This is a genomic window from Pseudoalteromonas ruthenica (assembly GCF_008808095.1).
GTDB lineage: Bacteria > Pseudomonadota > Gammaproteobacteria > Enterobacterales > Alteromonadaceae > Pseudoalteromonas > Pseudoalteromonas ruthenica.
The window spans coordinates 1,267,000-1,290,930 of record NZ_CP023396.1 but is presented as its reverse complement, the minus strand read 5'-3'; the positions used below and the strand labels follow the sequence as shown (position 1 = coordinate 1,290,930).

22 protein-coding genes and 2 tRNA genes are annotated in these 23,931 nt (G+C 47.1%); 19 read left to right on the top strand and 5 right to left on the bottom strand.

Annotated elements, in window-relative coordinates:
• Window positions 1-379: 379 nt before the first annotated feature.
• The 5 genes from PRUTH_RS06110 to PRUTH_RS06090 all read left to right on the top strand — a co-directional run bounded on the left by PRUTH_RS06110 (window position 380) and on the right by PRUTH_RS06090 (window position 5,414).
• Entirely contained in the window at window positions 380-1,765 is a 1,386-nt protein-coding gene (locus PRUTH_RS06110) for an amidohydrolase (protein ID WP_151172850.1), read from the top strand.
• 8 nt (window positions 1,766-1,773) lie between these two features.
• The gene (locus PRUTH_RS06105; protein ID WP_151172849.1) at window positions 1,774-2,994 is read left to right on the top strand and encodes an amidohydrolase family protein; all 1,221 of its coding nucleotides are present in this window, start codon (window positions 1,774-1,776) and stop codon (window positions 2,992-2,994) included.
• A 339-nt stretch (window positions 2,995-3,333) separates the two neighbouring features.
• A complete protein-coding gene (locus tag PRUTH_RS06100) occupies window positions 3,334-3,765 on the top strand; it encodes a DUF6795 domain-containing protein (RefSeq protein WP_022943985.1) in 432 nt (143 codons plus the stop codon).
• 52 nt (window positions 3,766-3,817) lie between these two features.
• Window positions 3,818-4,984 (top strand): lipase family protein, encoded by a 1,167-nt coding sequence (locus tag PRUTH_RS06095; protein ID WP_053911359.1) that lies wholly within the window; start codon window positions 3,818-3,820, stop codon window positions 4,982-4,984.
• A gap of 73 nt (window positions 4,985-5,057) precedes the next feature.
• On the top strand, window positions 5,058-5,414 hold the full coding sequence (locus tag PRUTH_RS06090) for a hypothetical protein (protein ID WP_151172848.1): 357 nt from the start codon (window positions 5,058-5,060) through the stop codon (window positions 5,412-5,414).
• Between the two features lie 296 nt (window positions 5,415-5,710).
• Here PRUTH_RS06090 and PRUTH_RS06085 read toward each other — a convergent pair whose 3' ends face one another.
• From PRUTH_RS06085 to PRUTH_RS06065, 5 genes are read right to left on the bottom strand one after another with little or no spacing between them, the layout of a single operon-like run.
• Entirely contained in the window at window positions 5,711-6,040 is a 330-nt protein-coding gene (locus PRUTH_RS06085; RefSeq protein WP_138508472.1) for a TusE/DsrC/DsvC family sulfur relay protein, read from the bottom strand.
• A 13-nt stretch (window positions 6,041-6,053) separates the two neighbouring features.
• Window positions 6,054-6,323: a DsrH/TusB family sulfur metabolism protein gene (locus PRUTH_RS06080; RefSeq protein WP_151172847.1), complete on the bottom strand. Its 270-nt coding sequence runs from the start codon at window positions 6,321-6,323 to the stop codon at window positions 6,054-6,056.
• Window positions 6,320-6,676 carry a sulfurtransferase complex subunit TusC gene (gene tusC, locus PRUTH_RS06075; RefSeq protein ID WP_138508381.1) on the bottom strand — a complete coding sequence of 119 codons (357 nt, stop codon included), beginning with the start codon at window positions 6,674-6,676 and terminating at the stop codon, window positions 6,320-6,322. Before tusC ends, PRUTH_RS06080 begins: the two co-directional genes overlap by 4 nt.
• Window positions 6,673-7,026 (bottom strand): sulfurtransferase complex subunit TusD, encoded by a 354-nt coding sequence (gene tusD / locus PRUTH_RS06070; protein ID WP_130145235.1) that lies wholly within the window; start codon window positions 7,024-7,026, stop codon window positions 6,673-6,675. Before tusD ends, tusC begins: the two co-directional genes overlap by 4 nt.
• A gap of 56 nt (window positions 7,027-7,082) precedes the next feature.
• Complete coding sequence (locus PRUTH_RS06065) at window positions 7,083-7,748, bottom strand: Bax inhibitor-1/YccA family protein (RefSeq protein WP_022943979.1); 666 nt, start codon at window positions 7,746-7,748, stop codon at window positions 7,083-7,085.
• 226 nt (window positions 7,749-7,974) lie between these two features.
• On the opposite strand from PRUTH_RS06065, the gene PRUTH_RS06060 reads away from it, so the two are divergent.
• The 14 genes from PRUTH_RS06060 to PRUTH_RS05995 all read left to right on the top strand — a co-directional run bounded on the left by PRUTH_RS06060 (window position 7,975) and on the right by PRUTH_RS05995 (window position 23,902).
• A tRNA-Ser gene (locus PRUTH_RS06060) sits at window positions 7,975-8,065 on the top strand.
• A 44-nt stretch (window positions 8,066-8,109) separates the two neighbouring features.
• Window positions 8,110-8,200: transfer RNA gene (locus tag PRUTH_RS06055), tRNA-Ser, on the top strand.
• A 116-nt stretch (window positions 8,201-8,316) separates the two neighbouring features.
• On the top strand, window positions 8,317-8,703 hold the full coding sequence (locus PRUTH_RS06050; RefSeq protein ID WP_151172846.1) for a hypothetical protein: 387 nt from the start codon (window positions 8,317-8,319) through the stop codon (window positions 8,701-8,703).
• Between the two features lie 143 nt (window positions 8,704-8,846).
• Entirely contained in the window at window positions 8,847-9,305 is a 459-nt protein-coding gene (msrC, locus tag PRUTH_RS06045; protein ID WP_022943977.1) for a free L-methionine (R)-S-oxide reductase MsrC, read from the top strand.
• Window positions 9,305-9,583 carry a hypothetical protein gene (locus PRUTH_RS06040; RefSeq protein WP_022943976.1) on the top strand — a complete coding sequence of 93 codons (279 nt, stop codon included), beginning with the start codon at window positions 9,305-9,307 and terminating at the stop codon, window positions 9,581-9,583. Before msrC ends, PRUTH_RS06040 begins: the two co-directional genes overlap by 1 nt.
• A 15-nt stretch (window positions 9,584-9,598) precedes the next feature.
• Window positions 9,599-10,243 (top strand): RNA chaperone ProQ, encoded by a 645-nt coding sequence (gene proQ, locus PRUTH_RS06035; RefSeq protein ID WP_022943975.1) that lies wholly within the window; start codon window positions 9,599-9,601, stop codon window positions 10,241-10,243.
• A gap of 16 nt (window positions 10,244-10,259) precedes the next feature.
• The gene (prc, locus tag PRUTH_RS06030) at window positions 10,260-12,290 is read left to right on the top strand and encodes a carboxy terminal-processing peptidase (protein ID WP_022943974.1); all 2,031 of its coding nucleotides are present in this window, start codon (window positions 10,260-10,262) and stop codon (window positions 12,288-12,290) included.
• A gap of 142 nt (window positions 12,291-12,432) precedes the next feature.
• Window positions 12,433-13,908, top strand: coding sequence for a Na+/H+ antiporter NhaC (gene nhaC / locus PRUTH_RS06025; protein ID WP_151172845.1), 1,476 nt, complete (start codon window positions 12,433-12,435; stop codon window positions 13,906-13,908).
• A 55-nt stretch (window positions 13,909-13,963) separates the two neighbouring features.
• Entirely contained in the window at window positions 13,964-16,573 is a 2,610-nt protein-coding gene (pepN, locus tag PRUTH_RS06020) for an aminopeptidase N (RefSeq protein ID WP_151172844.1), read from the top strand.
• Complete coding sequence (locus PRUTH_RS06015; RefSeq protein ID WP_371741519.1) at window positions 16,566-16,796, top strand: DUF2835 domain-containing protein; 231 nt, start codon at window positions 16,566-16,568, stop codon at window positions 16,794-16,796. Before pepN ends, PRUTH_RS06015 begins: the two co-directional genes overlap by 8 nt.
• Window positions 16,797-17,039: 243 nt before the next feature.
• Window positions 17,040-19,127 (top strand): DUF1302 domain-containing protein, encoded by a 2,088-nt coding sequence (locus PRUTH_RS06010; RefSeq protein ID WP_151172843.1) that lies wholly within the window; start codon window positions 17,040-17,042, stop codon window positions 19,125-19,127.
• 12 nt (window positions 19,128-19,139) lie between these two features.
• A complete protein-coding gene (locus tag PRUTH_RS06005) occupies window positions 19,140-20,507 on the top strand; it encodes a DUF1329 domain-containing protein (protein ID WP_022943969.1) in 1,368 nt (455 codons plus the stop codon).
• Window positions 20,508-20,582: 75 nt separating this feature from the next.
• On the top strand, window positions 20,583-21,581 hold the full coding sequence (locus PRUTH_RS06000; RefSeq protein WP_151172842.1) for a WD40/YVTN/BNR-like repeat-containing protein: 999 nt from the start codon (window positions 20,583-20,585) through the stop codon (window positions 21,579-21,581).
• 2 nt (window positions 21,582-21,583) lie between these two features.
• Complete coding sequence (locus PRUTH_RS05995) at window positions 21,584-23,902, top strand: efflux RND transporter permease subunit (protein WP_022943967.1); 2,319 nt, start codon at window positions 21,584-21,586, stop codon at window positions 23,900-23,902.
• The last annotated feature ends 29 nt before the right edge of the window (window positions 23,903-23,931 follow it).

Sequence of the window (23,931 nt, the reverse complement as noted above, 5' to 3'; positions counted from 1 at the left end):
ATGAATAAGGTGTCTCCGAATGTAAGCATCTGTGTCAAGTGTGTCGAAGGGCGCAAAGCGCACCATTTTTCAAGGTATTGGCGACCCTATTTGGACACACTTTTTTTTTGCTTTTTTTGTTGAAAAGGGTGACGCTTTTTCGAGTTTGACGGCTCATCCTCATCAGTCGCTGGGATTGTGTCACGGCAGATGTAACTGCGGGTGTCAGGATAACCCACCTCAAGGCGTCGGCACTGTTGTTTTTTATTTAATCATTTTTGCCAAGCGTGTACCCATAACCCTCTCTTTTTCATCTCAGTTTACTGTTCATTAACCTTAAATTTTCGCATTTTGCGCAATGATTGGTTAAAGTTACGCAAAAAACGGAGTGATGAAAACAATGCGTAAATACACAGCAAGCCTAAGTGCTGTTGCCGTGGCGCTGGCAGTAGCCGGTTGCCAGCAAAGTGACGGTCCGCAAGGCGAAAAAATATCTATCGAAAAGAACCCCTATCCAAGTACTTATCAGCCTATGCCACGTCAATCGACGTTGATCACCAATGCCACAGTATTAACGGGTGATGGTCAGCGCATCGATGCCGGCGATGTGTACATGGTTGACGGGCAAATTAAGCAGGTAGGCAAAGACCTGGACGTGCAAGCCGATGTCACCATCAACGCACAAGGTAAATGGGTGACACCTGGTATCATTGATGTCCACTCCCACCTGGGTGCTTATCCAAGTCCAGCGGTAGAATCACACCAAGATGGTAATGAAATGACCAGCCCTAACACCGCAGCCGTGTGGGTGGAGCATTCAGTGTGGCCGCAAGACCCTGGATTTAACCGTGCCCGTGAAGGCGGGATCACCACTTTGCAGATTTTGCCCGGCTCAGCGAACTTATTCGGTGGGCGCAGCGTGACGCTAAAAAATGTACCGGCACACACTATGCAGGGAATGAAGTTTCCTGAGGCACCCTATGGCTTAAAAATGGCTTGTGGTGAGAACCCTAAGCGCGTTTATGGCAGTAAAGGTGTGTTGCCATCAACGCGAATGGGCAACATGGCGGGTTACCGAAAGGCGTGGATTGACGCAACTGAGTACAAGCGTGCTTGGGAGAAGTATGAAGCGGACTACGATGCGGGTAAGAACGTAGAAGCGCCTGAGCGTGATATTACGTTAGATACGCTCAGTGCGGTATTGGACGGTGACATCCTCATTCACAATCATTGCTATAAAGCTGAAGAAATGGCGATGATGATTGATTTAGGTAAAGAGTTTGGCTACCACTCAGGCACGTTCCACCATGGTATCGAGGCTTACAAAATCGCTGATTTACTCGCTGAGAATGGCAACTGTGCCGCACTGTGGCCAGATTGGTGGGGATTCAAAATGGAAGCCTATGACATGGTACAAGAGAATGTTGCCATCGTAGATGCGGTTAAAAATTCCTGCGCTATTGTGCATTCAGACTCTGACACCACAATTCAGCGCCTAAACCAAGAAGCGGCGAAAGTAATGTATCGCGCCAATGATAATGGCTTCGACATTGATGAAGCGCATGCTATTAAGTGGATCACCTCCAATGCTGCAAAATCACTGGGCGTAGCAGATAAAACGGGTACCTTAAGCGCAGGCAAGCAAGCCGATGTGGTACTTTGGAATCAAAACCCATTCAGTGTGTATGCCAAAGCAGAGCAGGTGTTTATCGACGGTGCCAAAGTGTATGACCGTAACGATGAAAAATACCAAGCACAAAGTGACTTTATGTTAGGCCAACGCTAAGGAGTTGTATGATGAACTTATTTAAATTGACAGCAATTAGCGCCGCCTTCGTAATGAGCACGCAAACTTACGCTGAAAGCCTGGCGATTACCAATGCCACGGTCTATACCGCAGCACAGCAGGGCGTATTAAAAGACGCAACAGTGGTAATAGAAAGCGGTAACATTGTTGCTGTGAACCCCAGTGAAGTGAGCGCCGATACCATTATTGATGCTGAGGATAAAATCCTCACTCCGGGCTTTATTGGCTCGCTGAACGGCTTAGGCCTTGTGGAGGTCAGTGCCGTTGCAGACTCGCGTGATGGCGGTGATAAAAAAGCGACAATGACTTTCGACCCAAGCTTAGCCTTCAATCCGCGCTCAAGCTTAATCCCTTATGCACGCAAAGGCGGTATTACCAGCAATGTGATTGCACCCTATGGTGGCGATGATATTTTTGCCGGCCTGGCGTCATTGGTGTCGTTATCAGGCGAATTTGACAGTGTAACCCGCCAAGGCGTGGCCTTACATGTAAAGCTTGGAGCTAAACATGAAGGCTCACGTGCGCTGTCGTTGCAAACACTGATTGATACGCTAGAAAAGCACAGTGAACGTGATGAAGACGACGATAAGTCCAAAGGCAAAGAGGCAGAAATCCTCGATGCAGTCTTTGCCAAAGAAATCCCGCTAGTGATAGACGTGTCGCGGGCATCGGATATGTTAGAGCTGCTCAAAGTAAAAGCACGCTTTGATGTCGACATGGTTTTTGCGGGGGCGCAAGATGCCGTATTAATTACCGAGCAGCTTGCTGACAGTGATACACCTGTGGTGATCAGTGCCATGGATAACCTGCCAGGTAGTTTTGACTCAATGCACGCTCATTTAGAGAACGCTGCGAAATTGGAGCAAGCAGGCGTCACCGTGATCCTGACCATTGCTGGAGATAGCGCTCACAATTTGTATCAATTGCGCTTTGATGCGGGCAATGCCGTGTCATATGGCATGACAGCGCAAGGGGCACTGGCAGCGATCACCAGTAATGTTGCCTCGGCATTTAATTTAGATGTAGGGCAAATTGCGCCGGGTAAACCCGCTGATTTGGTACTTTGGAGTGCCGATCCGTTCGAGTTCAGTACTCGCATTGAAAAAGTGTGGATAAACGGTACTGAGGTCTCAACTCAGTCGCGCCATGATAAATTACGTGAGCGTTATACCACGGATAGTGAGATGCCAAGGGCTTACACCAAATAAGTCATTAGTATGAAAAAGTATTAAAAGGCGCTATAAAAGCGCCTTTTTTTATGCCAAATAGTGATTGAGTTTTGCTCACAGTGTTGTTTACAATATGTGAACATACTCAAACAGGTTATCTGCGTAGTTTGCATTTAGCCAGGGAATGAATTGCGCTCAGGGAAGAATCGCCATACTGCATAGGTATGTCCCCCTTCCTCGTTGCGCTTCACTATGTGGAGCTTCGCTTTGATAGATAATTCCAATGTTGAATCTGGGTCGTGGTACCGACAGCTTAAGCTCTCGGTCACTGTACTCGTTGGTATATCACTGTTAGTACTTTCTATAAAGGTATTCGCTATGTTCGGAATTTTTAAAAAACACACCGTACAGTTATCACCCGAAGTGTATGGCCAAGTGCAACACAACGGCGACGCGCTGGCGCACATGACCATTCACCGCGATATTAGTTATGGCGACGTTTACAGTGACAGTGTGACCACTGACGAGAAGGGCCGTTTTCACTTTGAAGAAAAGAATATTGAATCGTCAAAGCCGGGCAATATGTTCGATAACGAAGGCATCGCGCAAGCAATTTATGTCATTGTTGACGATAAAAAATACACGCTCTGGGGCACGTTGATTGGTCAAGTTGAAGGAAATGATATTGTTGCCGCCAAACTTAAAGATTTGCACTGTGATATAGGGCGTGAAGAAAAAATATACGACTTTGAATTTAAAGATGTACCGGGCAGATACCAAACTATTTATGGTGTTTGCAACTTAGACTGATCGCTGCGGTTTAGCGACGCAAAAAAATACTCATACAAGGAATTAAGTAATTATGAACACTCTTTCCCCGCGTCAGGCCTCTGAACTCGCCGCCATGGCGTACCGTGCTAAAGGTGCAAGTAAGGTGCTAGATGTGCGCTCTATCGTTGGCCCTAATCTACGTAACTCGTTTGAGTTTGTCACCGGTGACAGTGTTGTTGACGGTGTCTCAGGTGGTTTTTTCTCTCATCTGTTCGGCTTAAGCACGGGCTTTGCTTTTGTTGGTAAAGGCATCAACGAGTTTGCCGGCGATAGCGTTATTGCGATTCGTGGTACTGCCTCATTACGTGATGGACTGACAGACTTAAACTGTGGTCTTAGCGCCAGCAGCAGTAATAAAATGGTACACGCCGGATTTAATAAAACCTTCAACTCCATGAAGCAGGCGTTTGCTCAGTTTGTTGATAGTAACCGCAAAGCCGGCAACACAGGTGTTGTGCATTGTGTTGGCCACAGCTTAGGCGGGGCGTTGGCACAATTGACCGCTGATTGGGTGAATACCGAGTATTCTTTGCCAACTAAACTATATACCTTTGGCGCACCGCGTGTAGGTAAGACCGATTTTGCCCGCTCAACCACTACGAAACTAGAGAATATATACCGCTCTACTCATGGTGCCGATCCGGTTCCTAAAGTGCCGCTTTGGCCTTTTATTCACGCGCCGTTTAATGGCAGTGAATTCCGCCTCGACGATGGCCAAGGCCTTAACGTGTCGGCCCATAAGCTCGATGGCACTCCGGGTTACTTAAATACCGCTAGCGCCAGTGACTGGTCCACCTTAAAGCAGCGCTCAGATAATTTCTTGAGCCAGCCTGTGCGTCTTCGTTTTGAAGACAGAGCTCAGGCTTCATTCTCAAGCCATTGGGCGGATAAAATAAGCTCAGCATTGATCACCTTGTTGAAAGACTCCGGCTATTACACGGCAGTGGTAACGCAAGCGGCGATCAGCAGCTCGTTAACGTTTTACGATATGGTCGCGCGTACCTTAGAACAAGTAGCGAAGGCGTCTGCGCGTTTTGCCGAGCAAACCTTGGGTTTATTAGGGCATATGCTGGTTTTCGCAGGCAAGGTTGTGGGCAAAGCGTTTGAACTAACTTATAAAATGATTAAGTGGGTCTTCGACTCGACCATGGGAGCCCTGTATCGCAGTGTACGTGGCGCCCTTAATGGCTTAGATTAAGCTAGAGTAGGGCTCTATGAGGTTCAAATTTTTAGCGAAGCTATTTTTTTGGTTACTCATAATTGGAAATTCATTGGCTACCGCAGTACCGTTTTCAGCTTACCAAGGAATGGAGCAGTCTTACTTTTCTATGGCTGTTAATACTGCATCTACAGTAGCGACATTTTTTGCGGTCATTGCTTTATACGGTATAGGCTATGAACGCAAAATCTTCACTGGGGGTAAGCTGAAGCTAATAGGGTGTTGTTATCTTGCCTCCAGTATTTGTTTGATTTTTGCGCCCGTTATTATTTATTGGGAGCAGGAGGCAAACATAACGATAGATATCATCGTTTTCACCTTGACTGACCTAATCATTTTTTATGTGATAATGGAGAACTCAAAATGGAACTCAAAAGTACCGAATAGGGACGCTTCGCTGCCTTCCTAAAGGACTTGAGAGCCGTGTCGCACTTTACCACCTTAATAACAATGGGTGTGAAGCAGATATTTGCTAAACAAGAAGCAGATAAAACTTATCGTGTGGTAGTTCCCCGAATTAAGAAGGAGCTTGAGGGCTGATTATGGAAACGAAGATATTCAGGAAGGTATAAGTTTGGTGCTTGGACTATCCCCTTTCGGCGCAAAGCGAAGAAACTTTAAAAGGTGGTATGTTGGCTCAAAAGAAAAGTTTCTGAGCCTGCCAGATGATTCTGACAAGCTCAGCATAGCTTGTTGGTGGTAAGGCTAAATACATCGAGCCGGTTTGGGTAAACCGGCTATTTTAGTCGCTTGTTTTGCCGGCCCCTTGGGAAAGAGCTTATACAAGTATTTGCTATTACCCTTGTCCTCTCCCAATTTCTTTGCCATGGCCTTTACCAGCATACGAATCGCTGGGCTGGTATCAAATTCCTGATAAAAGTCACGGACAAACATCACCACTTCCCAATGCGCCTCTGTGAGTTCAATATTCTCTTGCGCGGCGATAACTGGAGCTAACTCTTTCTGCCACTGGCTACTATCGAGCAGATAGCCTTGTTTGTCTGTTGCTATTTCTTGGCCGTTGAATTCAATCATGTTACTCACTGATTTACTCACTGATTGTTCGTTGGTATTGTAAGGTCAATTCGACCCATTGCGCATCGTTAATCACGGTGACACCTGTTGTGCGATGGTGCCCGCCACAGGCATTCACATCTTGCTCAAGGGCATAAGTGGCCACACCCAGCCCTACATAAGCCGACGCATTGTAACAGGCCTCAGCGCGCAGTAACACGCCGTCTTCCTTGCTAATGATGCTGCTCAGAGTAGGGTGCTCGCTAAGTGCACTACGCACAATGAATAATGTACCTTTGCTCATAAAGTCACTACCTTATCCACTTGCTTGATTAATGCACGCTTGTCATTGTCATAGGCGATTTGCACCTCTATCGCCAAGTCATCTGTGCTCAAGCCATGCTCGTTCAGCGCATCGGCGCACACATAGACAGATTCAATATCATAGATTTCCAACATGCCGATGGCTTTAGTGAAGTCTTTTTGTTGCTGCGCACTGGGGCGTTGATTTTTCACTAGTGAGAGTACTGCTGCGCCTTCTAGTAACCAGGTAACCTGCTGATCAATAGCGGCGAAAATAAGGACCATATCTAAGGACTCGCGCAGACTTTGCTGATGATAGGGCCCGTGTTTAGAGATGACTAAGATGTTATTCATTTGAATTGTACCCACCTGTCGGCGTCAGTGGCGAGCATGGCAAACTCTGCAAGTCCCGAGACGGTAAATAGTTTAACCTGCTCGGTGTCAATGCCGCGCTTGTTAGCTGCGGTGATACACAGGCTCAATTCAATTCCGCTATCAAAGAGCTGCTGCCACAGCGCTGCGACATCGAATTCATCGCTACTGACATCGAACTGATCCAGCGCATGATAAACCCCATCTTGATAGAGAAAAATCGTTTTTATTTGGTGCCCAAGCGAGAGGGCATTGTCAACAAAGCGTTTGAGCGCCACCAAAGTGATGGCATCACTCGGTGCGCTATGCAGTGATAATACGAAGCTGGCCAAATTACATCCACAAAAAAGCCCCAATGAATGGGGCTCATTTTAGCAAATATTGCTAATTAGTCATCAGCTGCGCCAAGTAGGTGCAGTAACGAAGTGAATAAGTTATATACGTTTAGGTACAACGCCACAGTTGCACGCACGTAGTTAGTTTCACCCCCGTTAATGATGCGGCTGGTATCAAACAGGATGAGGCCTGACATGATAAGCACAACGGCTGCATTAGTGACCATGAACACCATCGAGCTACCGATAAAGATATTAACGATGCTGGTGATAATCACAACAACCAAGCCAACCATCAAAAAACCGCCCATAAAGGAGAAGTCTTTCTTAGTCGTGAGTGCATAAGCAGAAAGACCAAAGAAGATCAGCGCCGTTGAGCCAAGTGCTTGCATGATCAACATTGGGCCGTTTGCCATCGCAGCATAGTGGTTCAACATCGGACCGAGGCCGAAACCAAGAATACCGGTAAAGGCAAAGGTCAGTAGCACACCCGCTGAAGAGTCTGCTTTTTTGTTGATAATGAACAACATGCCGAGGGCAATCAGTGAACAAACGATACCGGTGAAGAACGGTGGGTTAAGCGCCATTGAAATACCCGCTGTCACAGCACTAAATGCCAACGTCATCGCGAGTAAAAAGTAAGTGTTTTTTAAAACCTTATTTGTCTCAATGGTCGACATCACCGGCTTAGCCGAGCTGTACGAGTTATTAAACGCCATTGTGAAACTCCTTAAATTGAAATCGATCCTCGAAGTACCCGAGGGCACCTGAGTTAAAGATTACCAAGTCTTCTATATATGGGCAAACCTTTACCTTTCAATAGACTGCAAAATTCGCAAATTGTTCGATTGCTGTGCGATTGTGATAAAAAATAGCCATTTAGAACATTATTTCAAAATAACACTTCACAAACGTCAGGCATTTCACTAATATGCACGCCGCTGCGGAGAGATGGCAGAGCGGTTGAATGCACCGGTCTTGAAAACCGGCATGGGTTAATAGCCCATCTAGGGTTCGAATCCCTATCTCTCCGCCACTTAATTTCTATTTAGGTGACGCAGTTATCTAAGTACCGCTTTAGGAGAGATGGCAGAGCGGTTGAATGCACCGGTCTTGAAAACCGGCATGGGTTAATAGCCCATCTAGGGTTCGAATCCCTATCTCTCCGCCACTATTAAAGGCCTCAGCATATGCTGAGGCCTTTTTGCTTTCTACGACTAACGTCGCTATTGGCAGGATTTTGCAGATCTGCAATGCTTTCATAAATCATGTTCAGCAGTCACTATTATGAAACACACCCTCGCAAAAGCAGTTTTATATTCCTTATTAGCACCGGTATTGATTGGTGTGGTGTTAGGCATTTATTACGCCTTAGGGGCACAGCAAAACGGTGCGCAGCTATTTTTTGCCGTATTGTTATCTGCTATTGCTAACGCCCATATCTTGGGATTGGCGATGGCTGTGTTTGTCGTCCCCGGTTATTTGCTGATGTACAAGTACAATAAAGTGCATTACAGCGGCGTACTCACATTAGGTCTACTAGGAGGGGCGTTGTTCAGTTATGCTTTTGGCGCGCAGGCGGGGTTTTTACTCGTTGTCAACGCACTGATGGCGGCACTTGGAAGTGGACTGTTCTTGTTTGCCCTGCGCCGGGGCAGCGCCCGCGAAGCTTAATCTTACCTATCTTCATGGCGTAAAAATAATCAATCAGCGTTTTTTCAAGCGACTGCATCACTTTTTTCATGATAAAAGGTTTCATTTGCGCGCCACAAAGAGTACCTTAAACACTGCGTATTCTATGTGAAGTAGTAGTGTGAATGAGTAAAGAAGCCTTTTATGAATCCCTGACACAGCAAGCACTCGCGCTGGTCAGTGATGAAACCAATCAAATTGCTAATATGGCGAACATTAGTGCGCTGTTATTTATGTCTTTAGAGGATATAAACTGGGCAGGGTTTTACATTTTGGAGTCGCCACAACAAATGGTGTTAGGGCCGTTCCAAGGAAAACCAGCGTGTGTACGCATTGAAGTTGGAAAAGGTGTGTGTGGTACTGCTGTTGCTGAAGACACCACTCAACTGGTAACTGACGTTCATCAATTCCCCGGGCATATCGCCTGCGATGCGGCGTCAAATTCTGAAGTTGTGGTGGTGGTGAAAAAGCAAGGAAATGCCATTGCCGTTCTTGACATCGACAGTCCTACAGTGGGACGGTTCGATGAGCAAGATAAGCAGGGCCTTGAGAAGCTAGTTCACAGCATCGAAAAATACCTGTAATGAAAGACTTACTTAGTGTACATGACTACCTTTTCGCACAGTCCGATATCGGCGACTGGGAAGGGGAAGAGGAGTTCGTTACTGAGCGTTACAACGAACTAATCCACCATGCATGGGAACGCTTGGATGATGATCTAAGCTGCGAACGCATAGATGAAATAATTAACGGTATTTGGGAGCAATTACGCGGAGACACCGCGCTTCTCGATGCTGAACACGAAGAATTAATGGACTGGGTTGAACACTATGTCGACTCGGCGCAAGACGAGCAGATGTAAATTTAAGGTTTAGAAATGGAAACCACAAACAAGCTAAAAGACATAAACGAAGTATTGGAATTCCTATACCAGGAATTTCCCAATTGTTTTAAACAAAAAGAAGGCATTAAGCCACTTAAAGTCGGTATTTTTAAAGACATTGCTGAGCGTATTGAAGGCAGTGAAAAGGTCAGCAAAACGCAAGTTCGTCAAGCGTTGAGAAAGTACACTTCACACTGGCGCTACCTTGAAGCGGTTGTTAATAATGAATACCGCGTTGATTTAGATGGCAACCAAGCAGAAAAAGTAGAGCAAGAGCACGTTGAGCATGCAAAAACTGCGCTTGAGCAAAGCCGCGCAAAAATGGCTAAACGTAAAAAGCCTGCTCGTGGTGCTAAAGACGGTGATACAAAGGGTTACAAAAAACGTCCAAGTGGACCTGGTAAGCCTCACCCTAAAGGCGCTAAAGTCAAAAAAAATGCAGAACCTGCACCGCGTCGTAGTAACAAAGTTGAACCTTTGCCAAGCGACAAGGTCAAGGCTAATACCAAAGTTAAAGTTAAACTAGGTCAGGCGCTAGTCAACGGTACTATCACTGAAGTCAACAAAGATGATATCCACGTTGAATTAGTCACCGGCATGCAGGTAAAAACTAAAGCAGATAGCTTATACCTAGTATAAAAAGAAGGAGTTGTGCATGAGTAAGTCGTTTTCACTCATCCCACTGGTCGCTGCCCTTGTAGCAGCACCGGCCTTAGCCTCACTGGATAAGGTCACCATGGCTGATTTGCCGACCCTACAGCAGGAGTCGCAACACAGTACAGCAAGTAAACGAGTGACGAATCTCTTCACACGTGCACACTACAAGCCAATACGATTCAATGATGAACTGTCGGAGCAAATGTACGACCGTTACATTGAATCGTTGGATTTCAATCGCACTATCTTCCTAGAGCAGGACATTGCTAAGTACGAGCAATATCGTGATAAGTTTGATAATGCGTTGAAATCCGGCAAACTCGATTTTGCCTATGATTTATTTAACCTTAGTATGAAGCGTCGTTTCGAGCGCTATGACTATTCATTGTCTTTACTTGAGAATGAATTTGACTTCACTAAGGACGACAAATATTACTTTGACCGTGAACAGGCGCCCTATGCGAAAACGCAGGAAGAACTCAATGAGTTATGGCGACAAAAGGTCAAATACGATGCGCTGCGTTTGAAGCTGACCGGCAAAGACTGGGAAGGCATCAAAGAGGTATTGGAAAAACGCTATACCTACACGTTAAAACGCTTAGTGCAAACAAAAAGCGAAGACGCTTTCCAAATTATTATGAACGCGTTCGCGCGTTCTATTGAAGCTCATACTTCCTATTTATCACCACGACGTGCTGAGCAGTTCAAGATGGACATGGATCTTGAACTCGAAGGCATTGGCGCGGTCCTCAGTTACGATGAAGACTACACCGTTATTCGCTCTCTAGTGCCCGGCGGCCCAGCGGATAAAACCGGTGAAATCAGCCCCGAAGACCGCATTGTCGGTGTTGCTCAAGGGGAAGACGATTTTGTTGATGTGATCGGTTGGCGTTTAGATGATGTCGTTGATCTCATTAAAGGCCCTAAAGGCACTGTGGTGCGGTTGCAGTACCTAGAGGGGAAAGACGACCACGGCATGCCCAAAGTAGTAGAGATCACACGTGATAAAGTGCGTCTTGAAGATCGTGCAGCGAAATCGAGTGTGTTCGAAGCCAGCTATTCTGAGCTGACCAGCAAAATTGGCGTGATTGAAATCCCAGGCTTCTATAACAACCTCTCTGAGGATGTTAAAGGCGAGCTGGTCAAGTTAAAAGAGCAAAAAGTAGATGGCGTGGTTATTGATTTACGCCAAAATGGTGGCGGCTCCTTGTATGAAGCCACCAAGCTAACAGGCTTGTTTATCGATCAAGGGCCGGTGGTGCAAATTCATACTCTTAACGGGCGAATTGAGCAGCAAAAAGACCGAGATGGCGTGACCTATTATGATGGTCCATTGACTGTGCTAGTGGACCGTTACAGTGCATCGGCATCGGAAATTTTCGCGGCCGCTATGCAAGATTACGGTCGTGCGGTGATCATTGGTGAGCAAACCTTTGGCAAGGGCACGGTGCAGCAACACCGAGGCTTGGGACGCAACTACGACTTGTACGACAACCCACTAGGTAGCGTGCAGTACACCATCGCTAAGTTCTACCGCATTGATGGTGGCAGTACCCAGCACAAAGGCGTGGTCCCTGATATTGAGTTGCCTTCTCCGATAGACCCCGCAGAGTGGGGAGAGAGCCAAGAAGACAACGCGTTGCCATGGGATAGCATTGTCCGTGCTAATTACGCGATGGTCGATACCCTTGATGGCACCATCAATTATTTGGCGAAGGAGCACGATAAGCGTGTTGCCAGCGAGCCTGAATTCAATTACGTGATGCAAGACATCAAAAAGTACAAAGAAGAGAAAGATCGTAAGTTCATCTCTTTGAATGAGAAAGAACGCCTTGACCAACGTGATGAGCGCAAAGAACTTGCCTTGAAGCGCACCAACGAGCGGCTTGCGCGTCTAGGATTGGAAAAAGTGGAAGACGTTGATGATGCCCCTGAGGTATTAGATGAATTCGACCCATTCTTGGAAGAGGCGGCGTTGATCACCCAAGATTATATTAAACAAGGGCGCTTGGCGAAGAACAATAAGTAACCAAAAACCACGAAAAAGGGCGCTTTGAGCGCCCTTTTTGTCGTTTAGACGGTGTTAAAAATGTTTTCCTCTGGTACTCTTTGCGCTGATAATAACAATAACCCTCGTGTGTCGTGCTTAAGGCGAGGGCAGGAGAATCATTGTGACAACCACCAAAGAAGCCAAGTTTCTTGATGCATTGATCCCCATCGTCGTGCTTATTTGTTTGCTCGGCGCAGCGGTGTATCTCTATGGTGACAGCTCGTCGTCAGGCCCCAACCAAATAGCCTTACTGTTTGCGACGTTCACCGCAGCATTGATTGGTTTAAAAAACGGCTATACCTGGAAAACCCTTGAAGAGGCGATGATCAAAGGCATCACTATCTCCTTGGGCGCTATATTAATACTGTTGATGGTCGGTGCCTTGATTGGCACTTGGCTGCTATCGGGTACCGTGCCGACGCTCATTTATTACGGCCTACAAATTATTAACCCGCATTGGTTTTATGCCGCAAGCTGCGTTATATGCGGAATTGTAGCGATGAGTATCGGCAGTTCTTGGACTACCGCAGCCACCATAGGTGTGGCCTTACTCGGGGTAGCCAATGGGTTAGACTTAGATCCTGTGGTCACCGCCGGTGCGGTTATATCCGGTGCTTACTTCGGCGACAAGCTCAGCCCACTGTCGGAAACCACTAACTTAGCGCCAGCAGTGGCAGGGGCCGACTTATTTACTCATATCCACCACATGCTCTGGACCACGGTCCCGAGTTTTGTGATAGCCGTGATCATTTTCATCTTAATGGGCTTTAATGCCGATGTGAGCAGTGATACCGCAGGCATAGATAACATGGTCGGGCTGTTGCAGGACAACTTTAACATCAGCATCGTCAACTTGGTGCCTTTAGTGGTGTTGTTGGCACTGGCTATTCGCAAAATGCCGGCATTCCCGGCAATTTCTATTGGGGCAGTATTAGGCGCAGTGTGGGCGCTGCTGTTCCAAGGCGAATTATTAGCCAGCCAAGTGGATGTCTCCCAAGGCCAATTAGTTGGCTATTTTAAGCTAGTTTGGGCAACCTTTTTTGATGGTTTTGCTATTCAAACTGGCAATGCAAAAATGGATAGCTTGCTCTCCGGCGGCGGCATGTCGGGGATGTTGACCACCACTTGGCTCATTATGATGGCGTTGATGTTCGGCGCTATCATGGAAAAGACCGGCCTGCTAGATGTGTTTGTGCGCAGCATCTTAAAAATAGCTAAATCCACAGGTTCGCTTATCGCATCCACTATCGCCACATGTATCGGTACCAATTTAGTTGCTGCTGATCAGTACATTGCTATTGTCGTGCCGGGTCGAATGTTTAAAGAAGAATACAAAAAACGGGGTTTACGCCCAGTGAATTTGTCTCGTACGTTAGAAGATGGCGGCACTATAACCAGCCCACTTATCCCTTGGAATACCTGTGGTGCCTACATGCAAAGTGTACTGCTAATTAACCCATTTGATTACGCTCTATACGCCTTCTTTAATTTGATTAATCCAGTGTTAGCAGTGATCTATGCTTATTTCGGTATTAAGATTTTAAAGCTAGAGCCAAAACACTTACAGCCTGAAACACAAGCGCAACGTAGCGAATAACCTATAATGTGGGCATCACCTGATGCCCACTCTGAGCAACAGAGGACTGTCCTATATGACCTCCCAGCATGGCAATGCGAAGTATTTAAAAGACTACCAACCCCCTCACTTTTTTATTGATACCCTCACCTTGGACGTTGATTTACAGCCGACGCAAACCACAGTGTATGCCCGCTCCGAGGTGCGTCGCAATGAGGCAAACCCGGCAAACGACTTAGTGTTAGATGGTATAGATTTAACTCTTAAAGAGGTGAAAGTTGATGGTCATATATTCACCAATTACGACATTAACGATGAGCAATTACTGCTGCGCGATGTGCCACAACACTTTGTACTAGAGATAACAACGGCCTGTTCGCCACAAACCAATAGTTCATTAGAAGGTCTGTATTTATCAGACGGTGCTTATTGCACTCAGTGTGAAGCTGAGGGGTTTCGTAAAATCACGTATTTCCTTGATAGACCCGATGTTATGGCCGAGTATGAGGTCACCATCAAAGCGGATAAAGCCCAGTTCCCCTATCTACTGTCAAATGGCAACAAGATTGCCAGCGGTGACTTAGCCGATGGCCGCCACTTTGCAACTTGGCACGACCCCTTTAAAAAGCCAAGCTACTTATTTGCCTTGGTAGCCGGGGACTTTGACGTATTACGTGATAGCTACACAACCGTCTCTGGTCGTGAAGTGGCATTAGAGCTCTATGTAGATAAGGGGAATTTAAGTAAAGCCCCGCATGCGATGGCGTCCCTCAAGCGGGCAATGCAATGGGATGAACAGCGCTTTAATCTTGAATACGACCTTGATGTGTACATGATAGTGGCGGTCGACTTTTTCAATATGGGAGCGATGGAAAACAAAGGGTTAAATGTCTTTAACTCGAAATGTGTGCTCGCCAATGAAGAAACCTCAACGGATCGCGATTTCCATTTGATTGAATCTATTGTCGGTCACGAATATTTCCATAATTGGACGGGTAACCGTGTGACTTGTCGGGATTGGTTTCAGCTCTCTTTGAAAGAGGGGTTGACGGTGTTTCGAGATCAGGAGTTCAGCAGTGATCTAGGCTCACGGGCCCTCAACCGAATTGATGCGGTTAAGGTGATGCGCACACATCAGTTCGCTGAAGATGCGGGGCCAATGGCTCATCCTATTCGCCCTGAGAAGGTATTAGAAATGAATAATTTTTATACCGTGACGGTGTATGATAAGGGCGCCGAAGTGATCCGTATGCTGCATACATTGCTGGGTGAGCAAGGCTTCCAAAAAGGCATGCAGTGCTACATTGAGCGTCATGACGGCCAAGCGGTGACTTGTGATGATTTCATTAGCGCTATGAGTGATGCGAATGGCTTTGATGCCTCTCAGTTTAAATGCTGGTACAGCCAATCGGGTACCCCACAAGTGCATGTTCAGGAACAGTTCGACGCGCAACAGCAGCAATATGTACTCACCCTGAGTCAGCATCATAGCCCGACAGCAGATCAACCAAGCAAAGAGAATTTGCTCATCCCTGTGGCGATTGAACTGCTTGATAGCCAAGGTAAGGCATTGAGCTTAAATGCGCATGGCGTCGCTGATAACGTATTGCAGTTACACCAAAGTGAACAGCAGTTCGTGTTTGATAACATCACCGAGCGACCCGTAGCGGTGCTGTTTGAGGATTTCTCCGCGCCGGTTAAAGTTCAGTTTGAGCAGAGCCTTAACGATCAATTGCATATAGTGCGCCATGCTAGCAGCGACTTCTCCCGCTGGGATGCGCAGCAAAGTGCATTAAGCGGGTGTATTCTAGACGAGCTTGGACGGGGCGAAAAAGCCCAGCTTGATGAAGCAGTGTTAGCCACATTGAGTGACTTACTTAATGCTGCATTAGCCGGTCAAGAACATGATCTGGCCTTAGTCGCAGAGCTATTACAACTACCTAGCTTTGATACCCTGAGTGCCCAATTTGAGCAAGTTCCTGTTGATGCCATCACGGCGGTGACTGAGGCATTTGCGCAACAAATTGCCGAGCACTTGCAAGTGCCGCTGAGCGAAGTAGTGAGCCAACTCAGCGACGATAAGCAGCAATCGCAACAAAGCGTTGCCAAGCGAGCGTTACTCGCGACCTGTATGGGGTATTTAGCGCGCGTAGATACGCAGCTTGAATTTATTGAGACCCAGGCACATCAGGGCTCAATGACTTTATCTTTGGCGGCGATAAAAGCGTTGATCCTTGCTCAACACCCTCGCAGTGGCGCTATGTTAGACGAGTTCGCGGCGCGTTGGCAGCATGATACTCTTGTGATGGATAAATGGTTTAATCTTCAGGCCCTGCGCAAAGGTTCGGACAGCTTCGCCAATCTGACTCGTTTATACCAACACCCTCACTTTAGTTGGCGTAACCCCAATCGAGTGCGTGCTCTTATTGGTGCCTTTGCGATGAGTAACCCAACGCAATTTCATGCCAAAGACGGGCAGGGCTATGCGCTATTGGGTGATGCCTTGGTGAAGCTCAATGATATCAATCCACAGAACGCTTCGCGCCTGATCACGCCGTTGTTGGCATGGCGACGTTTTGATAGTACGCGTCAGCAGTTGATGAAAGAGCAACTAGAGCGTTTAAAGGTATTACCAAAACTCAGCAAAGATTTATTTGAAAAGGTAGATAAAGCCCTCAGTGAATGAGATTAAAGAATTTTATTTCACGCTATCTATGAGTTACAGCCAGTGTCTGGCCTATTACAAAGGCCGGATTTCTGCTGTGCAAGTCATTGACGACGCCGGGCGAAAAATTCGTTTCCCGGCTAACAAACTGCTTCCCTATATGTCACAAATCGGCATCCGTGGGCGTTTTCGCTTGTTATTGGATGCGAATAATAAGCTTATTCGCTTAGAGCGCGTTCACTAATTCAACCTGCTTATGTGCGCTATTTTTAAACAGTTGTAAATTGCATTTGTCGTTAACGTTATTGTCATGTATAAAAATAGTGGTAGGATGTCATACCATTAGCGCAGATAAAGGAAAATTAACGCTTATTACAGGCCATTAATCTAGATTGTTTGTAAATTTCGCGTATCCTTTCTAATGTATAAGACTACACTAAAAACAATAACTTGATCTTAATTACCCGCGCAAAGGGGGGAAGCAACAATGATAAGACAGCCACTATTTGCTAAGCATCGTTTAGCGCTCTGTGTAGGGGGAGCGATGCTCGGCATGAGTAGCGCCGCACACAGTGCCAGTTTTACAGTCGGGGACTTCGACGTTAACTTCGACTCGACATTTTCATACGGACAAAGCATTCGTACGGAAGATAGAAACTTCGACGACAACATAGGTAAAAGTAACCATCCACGCTTTGACTGGACCGGTTATAACGCCGCTTTGAATCCAATCTATTCATCTGCAGACGTGTGGGCCCAACCTGGCGCTTACTCTAATAATGGTGATGCGGGTAACTTAAACTTTGATAGTGGCGATACCTTTTCACAGCAGCTAAAAGGCACACATGAGTTAGCCATCAATGGCGACATGTACGGTTTCTTCTCGCGCTTCATGTATTTTTATGATTTCGCTTTGATGGATGGTGACTTTGCTTACACCAATCCTACCTCAGGGGAGCAGGTTGATCCCTGTGACTATGACGAAACCAAAGAGCAAGTCTGTGCTGATTTTCGTTTGCTTGATGCCTTCATTTGGGCTGATTTCGATTTCAATGAAGGTCGCAACCCGCTCTCTGTGCGTTTAGGTCAACAAGTTGTAAACTGGGGTGAAAGTACCCTGATATCACATGGTATCAATGTTAACCCTGTAGATATCGACCGTCTGAAGGCACCGGGTGCTGAAGTAAAAGAAGCCTTTATTCCCGTCGGCATGTTATGGGCCTCACTAGGTATTACCGATAACATCTATCTTGAAGGTTTCTATCAGTACGAGTGGCATGAAACTCGTCTACCAGCATCGGGAAGTTATTTCTCGACCAACGATTTTGCCTCGGAAAACGGTTTTAACCAAAACGTACAGTTAGGTTTCACCTCCAACCCAGATATTGACCTTGCCTTTTTAACCGAGAGCCTCAACAACCTTGGCAGTGATTGGCAGATGGCCGCAGCGGCGCAGGGTATTGACCCTAATTCAGCAGCGGGGCAACAGTTACTGGCTAATATGTACTTGGCATACCCCACTAAGGTGGCACTTAAAGGCAAAGGTCACAAAGGTAAGACTGAGCCCGATGATGGCGGCCAGTATGGTTTGCGCCTAGGTATGTTTATGCCTGACTTTAATGATACTGAACTAGCGCTTTACTACATCAATTATCATAGCCGCCGCCCAGTTATCTCTGGACAAGTATCGGACTTTACTGCCATTGGCGATGATTTAGCGATGTTGGCGACGACGGAAATCACAGAAGACAACGTCACCGATCTGCAAGCGTTTACCAAAGCGGTATTAGCTTATCCAGAAGACATTAAACTGTATGGCTTGAGCTTTAACACGGCGTTAGGCGAGACCGCATTCTCAGGCGAATTTGCGTTTCGTCAGGATGAACCACTGCAAGTGGATGACGTAGAGCTTCTTTATGCCGGTATGCCAGAGCAACTAGCTGTTGCCGGGTTACGTCCAGAATTTGCGGGTATTTCACAGTTGAGCCCAGGCGATGCGACGTCGGTTGTAGGCCCAGGTGAAACGGCACAAGGTTATATCTTGCGCAACACGGCACAGCTACAATTTACCGCCACACACCTGTTTGGCCCTCATCTCGGTGCTGACAGCTGGGCCGTTGTTGGTGAAGTCGGCGGGGTGCGTGTTAATAACATGCCAGAGTACGATGAGCTGCGTTTGAATGTGGCGGGGACTGGACGCAGTGGCGTCATTCAAGGACCTGCGGCTGACTATACCGCGTTGCAAATGGCGCTTTCCAATGGCCCTGAAACAAATCCATTCCCAACGGCTTCGGCGTGGGGATATCGTCTTATTGCCAAGGGGGATTACTTCAATCTCTTCTCAGGCGTAAACTTTTCACCTAAGTTCGTATTCTCCCACGACGTCAATGGCATTACACCTGACCCAATGTACTTGTTTATTGAAGATAGAAAATCGTTGGGGATTAACCTGAACTTTAATTATCAAAATACTTGGTCTTTCGACGTAGGCTATAGCTCTTTCTGGGGCGGTGGTGCGACGAATAACTTCTCAGACCGAGACTTTGTGTCGTTTAATATTAAATATTCAATTTAAAAGGGTACACGCATGTTAACTAAACCTACCCTCATTGCAGCAGCCTTTTGTGGCATCTTTGCCACTTCTGCAGTACAGGCAAAAATAACACCCGAGCAGGCTGAACGCCTGGGCGCGGATTTGACACCTATTGGTGCACTTAAAGCAGGTAATGAAGATGGCTCTATCCCTGCTTGGGATGGTGGTATTACTAAAGCACCAGAGAATTATGAGCAAGGGATGCATCACCCTGACCCTTATGCAGATGACCAGGTCCTTGTCACCATTGATAAGTCAAACTTGGAACAGCACAAGGAATTCTTGAGCCCGGGTCAGATAGCCTTATTTGAGGCGTACCCTGACACCTTCAAAATGCATATCTATCCGACTCGCCGTAGTGCATCTTTCCCGCAGTTTTATTACGATGCAACGAAGAAGTACGCCACTGAAGCGGAGTTGATTGAAGGCGGTAACGGCATCAAAAATACCGCTATCGGTGTGCCATTTCCAATTCCGGAAAACGGCTTAGAGGCGGTGTGGAACCACTTGTTGCGCTACCGTGGTTTATCGATTGCTCGTTATGGTGGTCAAGCCATGCCAACAGCCTCGGGTTCGTACAACCTGATTGGTTTTGATGAGCAGTTGTTAGTGAAGTACTCGGATCCAGAGGCCACACCGGAGCAGCTGCAAGAGTCGAATATTCTGTTTAAATTTAAACAGCGTGTCACCGAGCCAGCGCGCCTTGCAGGCACCGCGTTGTTAGTGCACGAAACCATGGACCAAATCCTCACGCCACGCCAAGCATGGACGTATAACACCGGTCAACGCCGTGTTCGCCGTGCCCCTAATGTTGCATACGATGCACCGGGAACAGCGTCTGATAACTTGCGTACTACCGATGACTTCGACATGTTCAACGGCTCACCGAACCGTTATAACTGGGAACTCAAAGGTAAAAAAGAAATGTACATTCCGTATAACAGCTATAAATTGCATAGCGATGAGCTAGAGTACGATGACATTCTTAAGCCTGGTCACGTTAATCCAGAACATGTGCGTTACGAAAAACACCGCGTCTGGGTGGTTGAAGCGACGCTTAAAGAAGGCACTCGCCACATTTACAAGAAACGCGTGTTTTACATCGATGAGGACAGCTGGCAGATTTCGGTCGCCGATTTATACGATAACCGCGACCAAATGTATCGTGTAGCCATGGCCCACGGTGTGAACTATTACGAAGTACCAACGCACTGGAGTACGTTGGATGTTTATCACGACCTAAACTCACGTCGTTACTTGGCTATTGGCTTAGATAACCAAGAGAAAATGTACGACTTCTCTGAGTCGTTCCAAGACAACGAGTTTACATCTAATGCACTTCGTCGCGAAGGGCGCCGTTAATCTCCTCGGAACTCCTCAGGTCTGCTGCTGCAGGCCTGAGGCTCTCACGTTAACCCTCTATAGGCTCAATTAGATATGAAGTACTTGCTTTGGGCGGTGTTGCTTTTGCCCCTTGGCGTCAGCGCGCAACAAGAGACACCACAACCGGCTTATCAGGCTGACAGTGCCACGCGCACGTTATTTACCGATATCACCACAACAGAATCACGCGTTATCGCCGTTGGCCAACATGGCACCATTGTATACAGCGATGATGGCGAGCAATGGCAGCAGGCCAGAAGTCCTATTGATACCCTGCTGACAGCGGTGTTCTTTATTGATAATCAACAAGGTTGGGCATGTGGTCACGATGCCAGCATCTTAGGCACCACCGATGGCGGCGCCAGCTGGCAGTTACTGCAGTATCGTCCTGATCTTGATAAACCGTGCTTGGATATTCACTTTTTCGATAAGCAAAACGGCGTTGCTGTGGGTGCCTATGGAATGTACTTCGAGACCAAAGATGGTGGTCAAAACTGGACTAAACGCTTTTTAGATAGCCTTCTTTACCCCGAAGATAGGGACTACCTCAATGATTTGAAGGTCAACGATCCAGAAGGTTATGAGATAGAAACTAGCTCCATCTTGCCGCACTTTAACCGCATTGCTGAGACTTCCAAAGGGCTTTACATTGCAGGTGAAATGGGACTGATAGCGCACAGCTCCAGCCAGGGTCAAAGCTGGCAACGGGAACAGGAGATATATCATGGCTCCTTTTTCGATATTGCTGAGGTCGAAGGCGAAATACTGGTTGCCGGTTTACGCGGTAATGCATTTAAACTAGACGATAGCGGCCAGTGGCAAGCACTGCGCACGCAAGAGCAAGCAACCATGAACAGCATCGTCGAGAGCAACAAGGGTGGGGTGTATATTTTTGGTAACTCCGCTGTGATTTACCGCTTAGAAAACATGCAACAGAACCAGCTCAAGGCGCGTCAACGCGCTGATGGTAAAGCCGTGATGGATGGCGCGGAGTTTGCTGGTAAGTTGATTCTAGCAACGGAAGCGGGCATTCAAACCAAGGAGTTAAACTAATCATGCAAACTTTAGTGGAATTATTAGAGCGCAGTTTATTCCGCCATCGCATGTGGGTGATCTTGGCCTTTATTATCGCCACCGTGGCCTTGGCGTGGCAGGCAACTAAACTGCAATTAGATGCGTCGTTCAATAAGAATATCCCGCTTAATCACCAATACATGAAGGTGTATACCAAACACGAGAAGCAGTTTGGTGGCGCCAACGGCATTCTCATTTCCGTGTGTGATGCGCGTGGCGATATTTTTAACCCGGAATTTTTTACCCAATTAAAAGCAGTACACGACCAACTGTATTTCATCCCTGGGGTTAACCGCCCTCTGGTTAATTCAATTTACTCTCCAAGCGCGCGCTTTGTTGAGGTGGTTGAAGATGGATTCAGCGGTGGCCCTATTATTCCTGCTAACTTCAGTGCCGACAAAGCAGGCCTTGCACGAGTAAAAGAAAATATTGAAAAGGCCAAAGTTGTAGGACGCATGGTGGCCTCGGACTATTCCTGTGCCATGGTCAGCGCTCAGCTTATGGAGTTTGACCCACAGACTGGTGAAAAGCTCGACACTCTTGATATTGCAGAGCAATTAGAGAGTAAAATTCGCACTCCTCTAAGCACTGATAACGTCAGCATCCATATTATCGGCTTTGCAAAAATGGCCGGTGATATTGCTGAGGGTGCCAAAGACGTGGTTCTTTTCTTCGCTATCGCCATCGCAATTACCTTGGTGATGGTCTGGCTGTTTTGTAAAAGCTTCAAGCTCACACTGCTGCCAATAGGCTGCTCGATTATTGCTGTGGTTTGGCAAATGGGGCTGCTATCAACACTTGGCTTTGGCCTTGATCCAATGTCGATTTTAGTGCCGTTCTTGGTATTTGCTATTGGCGTGAGCCACGGTGTGCAGATGATCAACGGCATTGCCAAGAAAGTGCAGTTAGGCAGCGATGCTAAAACCGCTGCGCAATCAAGCTTTAAAGCCTTACTGATCCCCGGCGGCATTGCTTTGCTATCGGATACGGTGGGCTTCTTAACCTTGTTGGCGATAGACATCGGTATTATTCGCGAGTTGGCGATTACCGCCAGTTTAGGTGTGGCGGTGATCATCTTCACTAACCTGCTTCTGTTGCCTGTGATAGCGTCTTATCTGACCTTTTCGAAGCTCGCGGTACTAGAAGCCGATAATGCCAATAAGAACGCGCTATTTAAGCTCCGTGAATTGTTGGTTGCCACTACTAACAAGAAAAATGCGACGGCTATTTTAATTTGCACCGCTGTGTTGTTTGCATTTGGCTACTGGCAGTCACAAAACATGCGCATAGGCGATTTACACGCTGGGGCACCGGCGCTACACGAGGAGGCGCGTTACAACCAAGACACCTTCCTCATCTCTGATCGCTACAGTATATCTGTCGATATCTTAAAAGTGATTGTCGAAGCCTACCCAGCAGCTTGTACCGAGCACGAAGTGATGGACCGTATCAGCCAATTCCAATGGCGTATGGATAATATCCCTGGGGTGCAAAGCAGTGTTTCTCTAGCCAGTGTCGCTAAAGCCGTGAATGCCGGTTACAACGAAGGCAATTTGAAGTGGCAAACGCTACCACGCAATAGCGCTTCTCTCGTGCAAGCAACTTCACGGGTGGAAACCAGTTCAGGTCTTCTCAATGGCGATTGCTCGGTGATGCCAGTGATCATCTTTATGGAAGATCATAAGGCCGAGAGCATAGAGCGCGTAGTGGCCGCAGTGAAAGAATACGGTGCTGAATTTGGCACAGACAAAGTGTCATTCCGACTGGCATCCGGACCAATTGGGGTGATGGCGGCAACGAATGAATCGGTATCTAAAGCGCAAACGCCGATGATGCTGTACGTCTACGGTGCGGTGATCGTATTGTGTTTATTGAGCTTCCGCTCGCTGCGCGCCACTATCGCCGTGGTGTTGCCGCTATACATTGTCTCAACGTTGGCGCAGGCGCTGATGGTAGGGCTAGAAATAGGCCTAACGGTGTCGACCTTACCCGTCATTGCACTGGGGGTGGGTATCGGTGTCGACTATGGTATTTACATACTCTCGTCAATGATGACTCAGCTCAAACAAGGCGTGCACTTAAGTGAAGCGTATCGAAATGCACTAGCAGAGCGGGGCAGTGCCGTGCTCTTTACTGGTATCACCTTGGCAGTGGGAGTGAGCACTTGGATCTTCTCTGCATTGAAGTTCCAAGTGGATATGGGCATCTTGCTGACCTTCATGTTCTTAGTGAATATGCTCGGTGCAGTGCTCATTTTGCCAGCAATTGGTGCCTTCCTCTGGTCTGACCAGAAAAAATAATGTGAATACTTGTGTACAGAAATGGCCTT

Bases quoted from the DNA above. Each gene is read 5' to 3' on its own strand.
- tusC (WP_138508381.1), bottom strand. From the start codon at position 6,676: ATGAATAACATCTTAGTCATCTCTAAACACGGGCCCTATCATCAGCAA.
- PRUTH_RS06100 (WP_022943985.1), top strand. From the start codon at position 3,334: ATGTTCGGAATTTTTAAAAAACACACCGTACAGTTATCACCCGAAGTG.
- PRUTH_RS06010 (WP_151172843.1), top strand. From the start codon at position 17,040: ATGATAAGACAGCCACTATTTGCTAAGCATCGTTTAGCGCTCTGTGTA.
- pepN (WP_151172844.1), top strand. From the start codon at position 13,964: ATGACCTCCCAGCATGGCAATGCGAAGTATTTAAAAGACTACCAACCC.
- proQ (WP_022943975.1), top strand. From the start codon at position 9,599: ATGGAAACCACAAACAAGCTAAAAGACATAAACGAAGTATTGGAATTC.
- PRUTH_RS06095 (WP_053911359.1), top strand. From the start codon at position 3,818: ATGAACACTCTTTCCCCGCGTCAGGCCTCTGAACTCGCCGCCATGGCG.
- PRUTH_RS06040 (WP_022943976.1), top strand. From the start codon at position 9,305: ATGAAAGACTTACTTAGTGTACATGACTACCTTTTCGCACAGTCCGAT.
- msrC (WP_022943977.1), top strand. From the start codon at position 8,847: ATGAGTAAAGAAGCCTTTTATGAATCCCTGACACAGCAAGCACTCGCG.
- PRUTH_RS06005 (WP_022943969.1), top strand. From the start codon at position 19,140: ATGTTAACTAAACCTACCCTCATTGCAGCAGCCTTTTGTGGCATCTTT.
- PRUTH_RS06085 (WP_138508472.1), bottom strand. From the start codon at position 6,040: ATGATTGAATTCAACGGCCAAGAAATAGCAACAGACAAACAAGGCTAT.
- PRUTH_RS06105 (WP_151172849.1), top strand. From the start codon at position 1,774: ATGATGAACTTATTTAAATTGACAGCAATTAGCGCCGCCTTCGTAATG.
- PRUTH_RS06050 (WP_151172846.1), top strand. From the start codon at position 8,317: ATGAAACACACCCTCGCAAAAGCAGTTTTATATTCCTTATTAGCACCG.
- PRUTH_RS06110 (WP_151172850.1), top strand. From the start codon at position 380: ATGCGTAAATACACAGCAAGCCTAAGTGCTGTTGCCGTGGCGCTGGCA.
- PRUTH_RS06080 (WP_151172847.1), bottom strand. From the start codon at position 6,323: ATGAGCAAAGGTACATTATTCATTGTGCGTAGTGCACTTAGCGAGCAC.
- PRUTH_RS05995 (WP_022943967.1), top strand. From the start codon at position 21,584: ATGCAAACTTTAGTGGAATTATTAGAGCGCAGTTTATTCCGCCATCGC.
- PRUTH_RS06065 (WP_022943979.1), bottom strand. From the start codon at position 7,748: ATGGCGTTTAATAACTCGTACAGCTCGGCTAAGCCGGTGATGTCGACC.
- prc (WP_022943974.1), top strand. From the start codon at position 10,260: ATGAGTAAGTCGTTTTCACTCATCCCACTGGTCGCTGCCCTTGTAGCA.
- PRUTH_RS06000 (WP_151172842.1), top strand. From the start codon at position 20,583: ATGAAGTACTTGCTTTGGGCGGTGTTGCTTTTGCCCCTTGGCGTCAGC.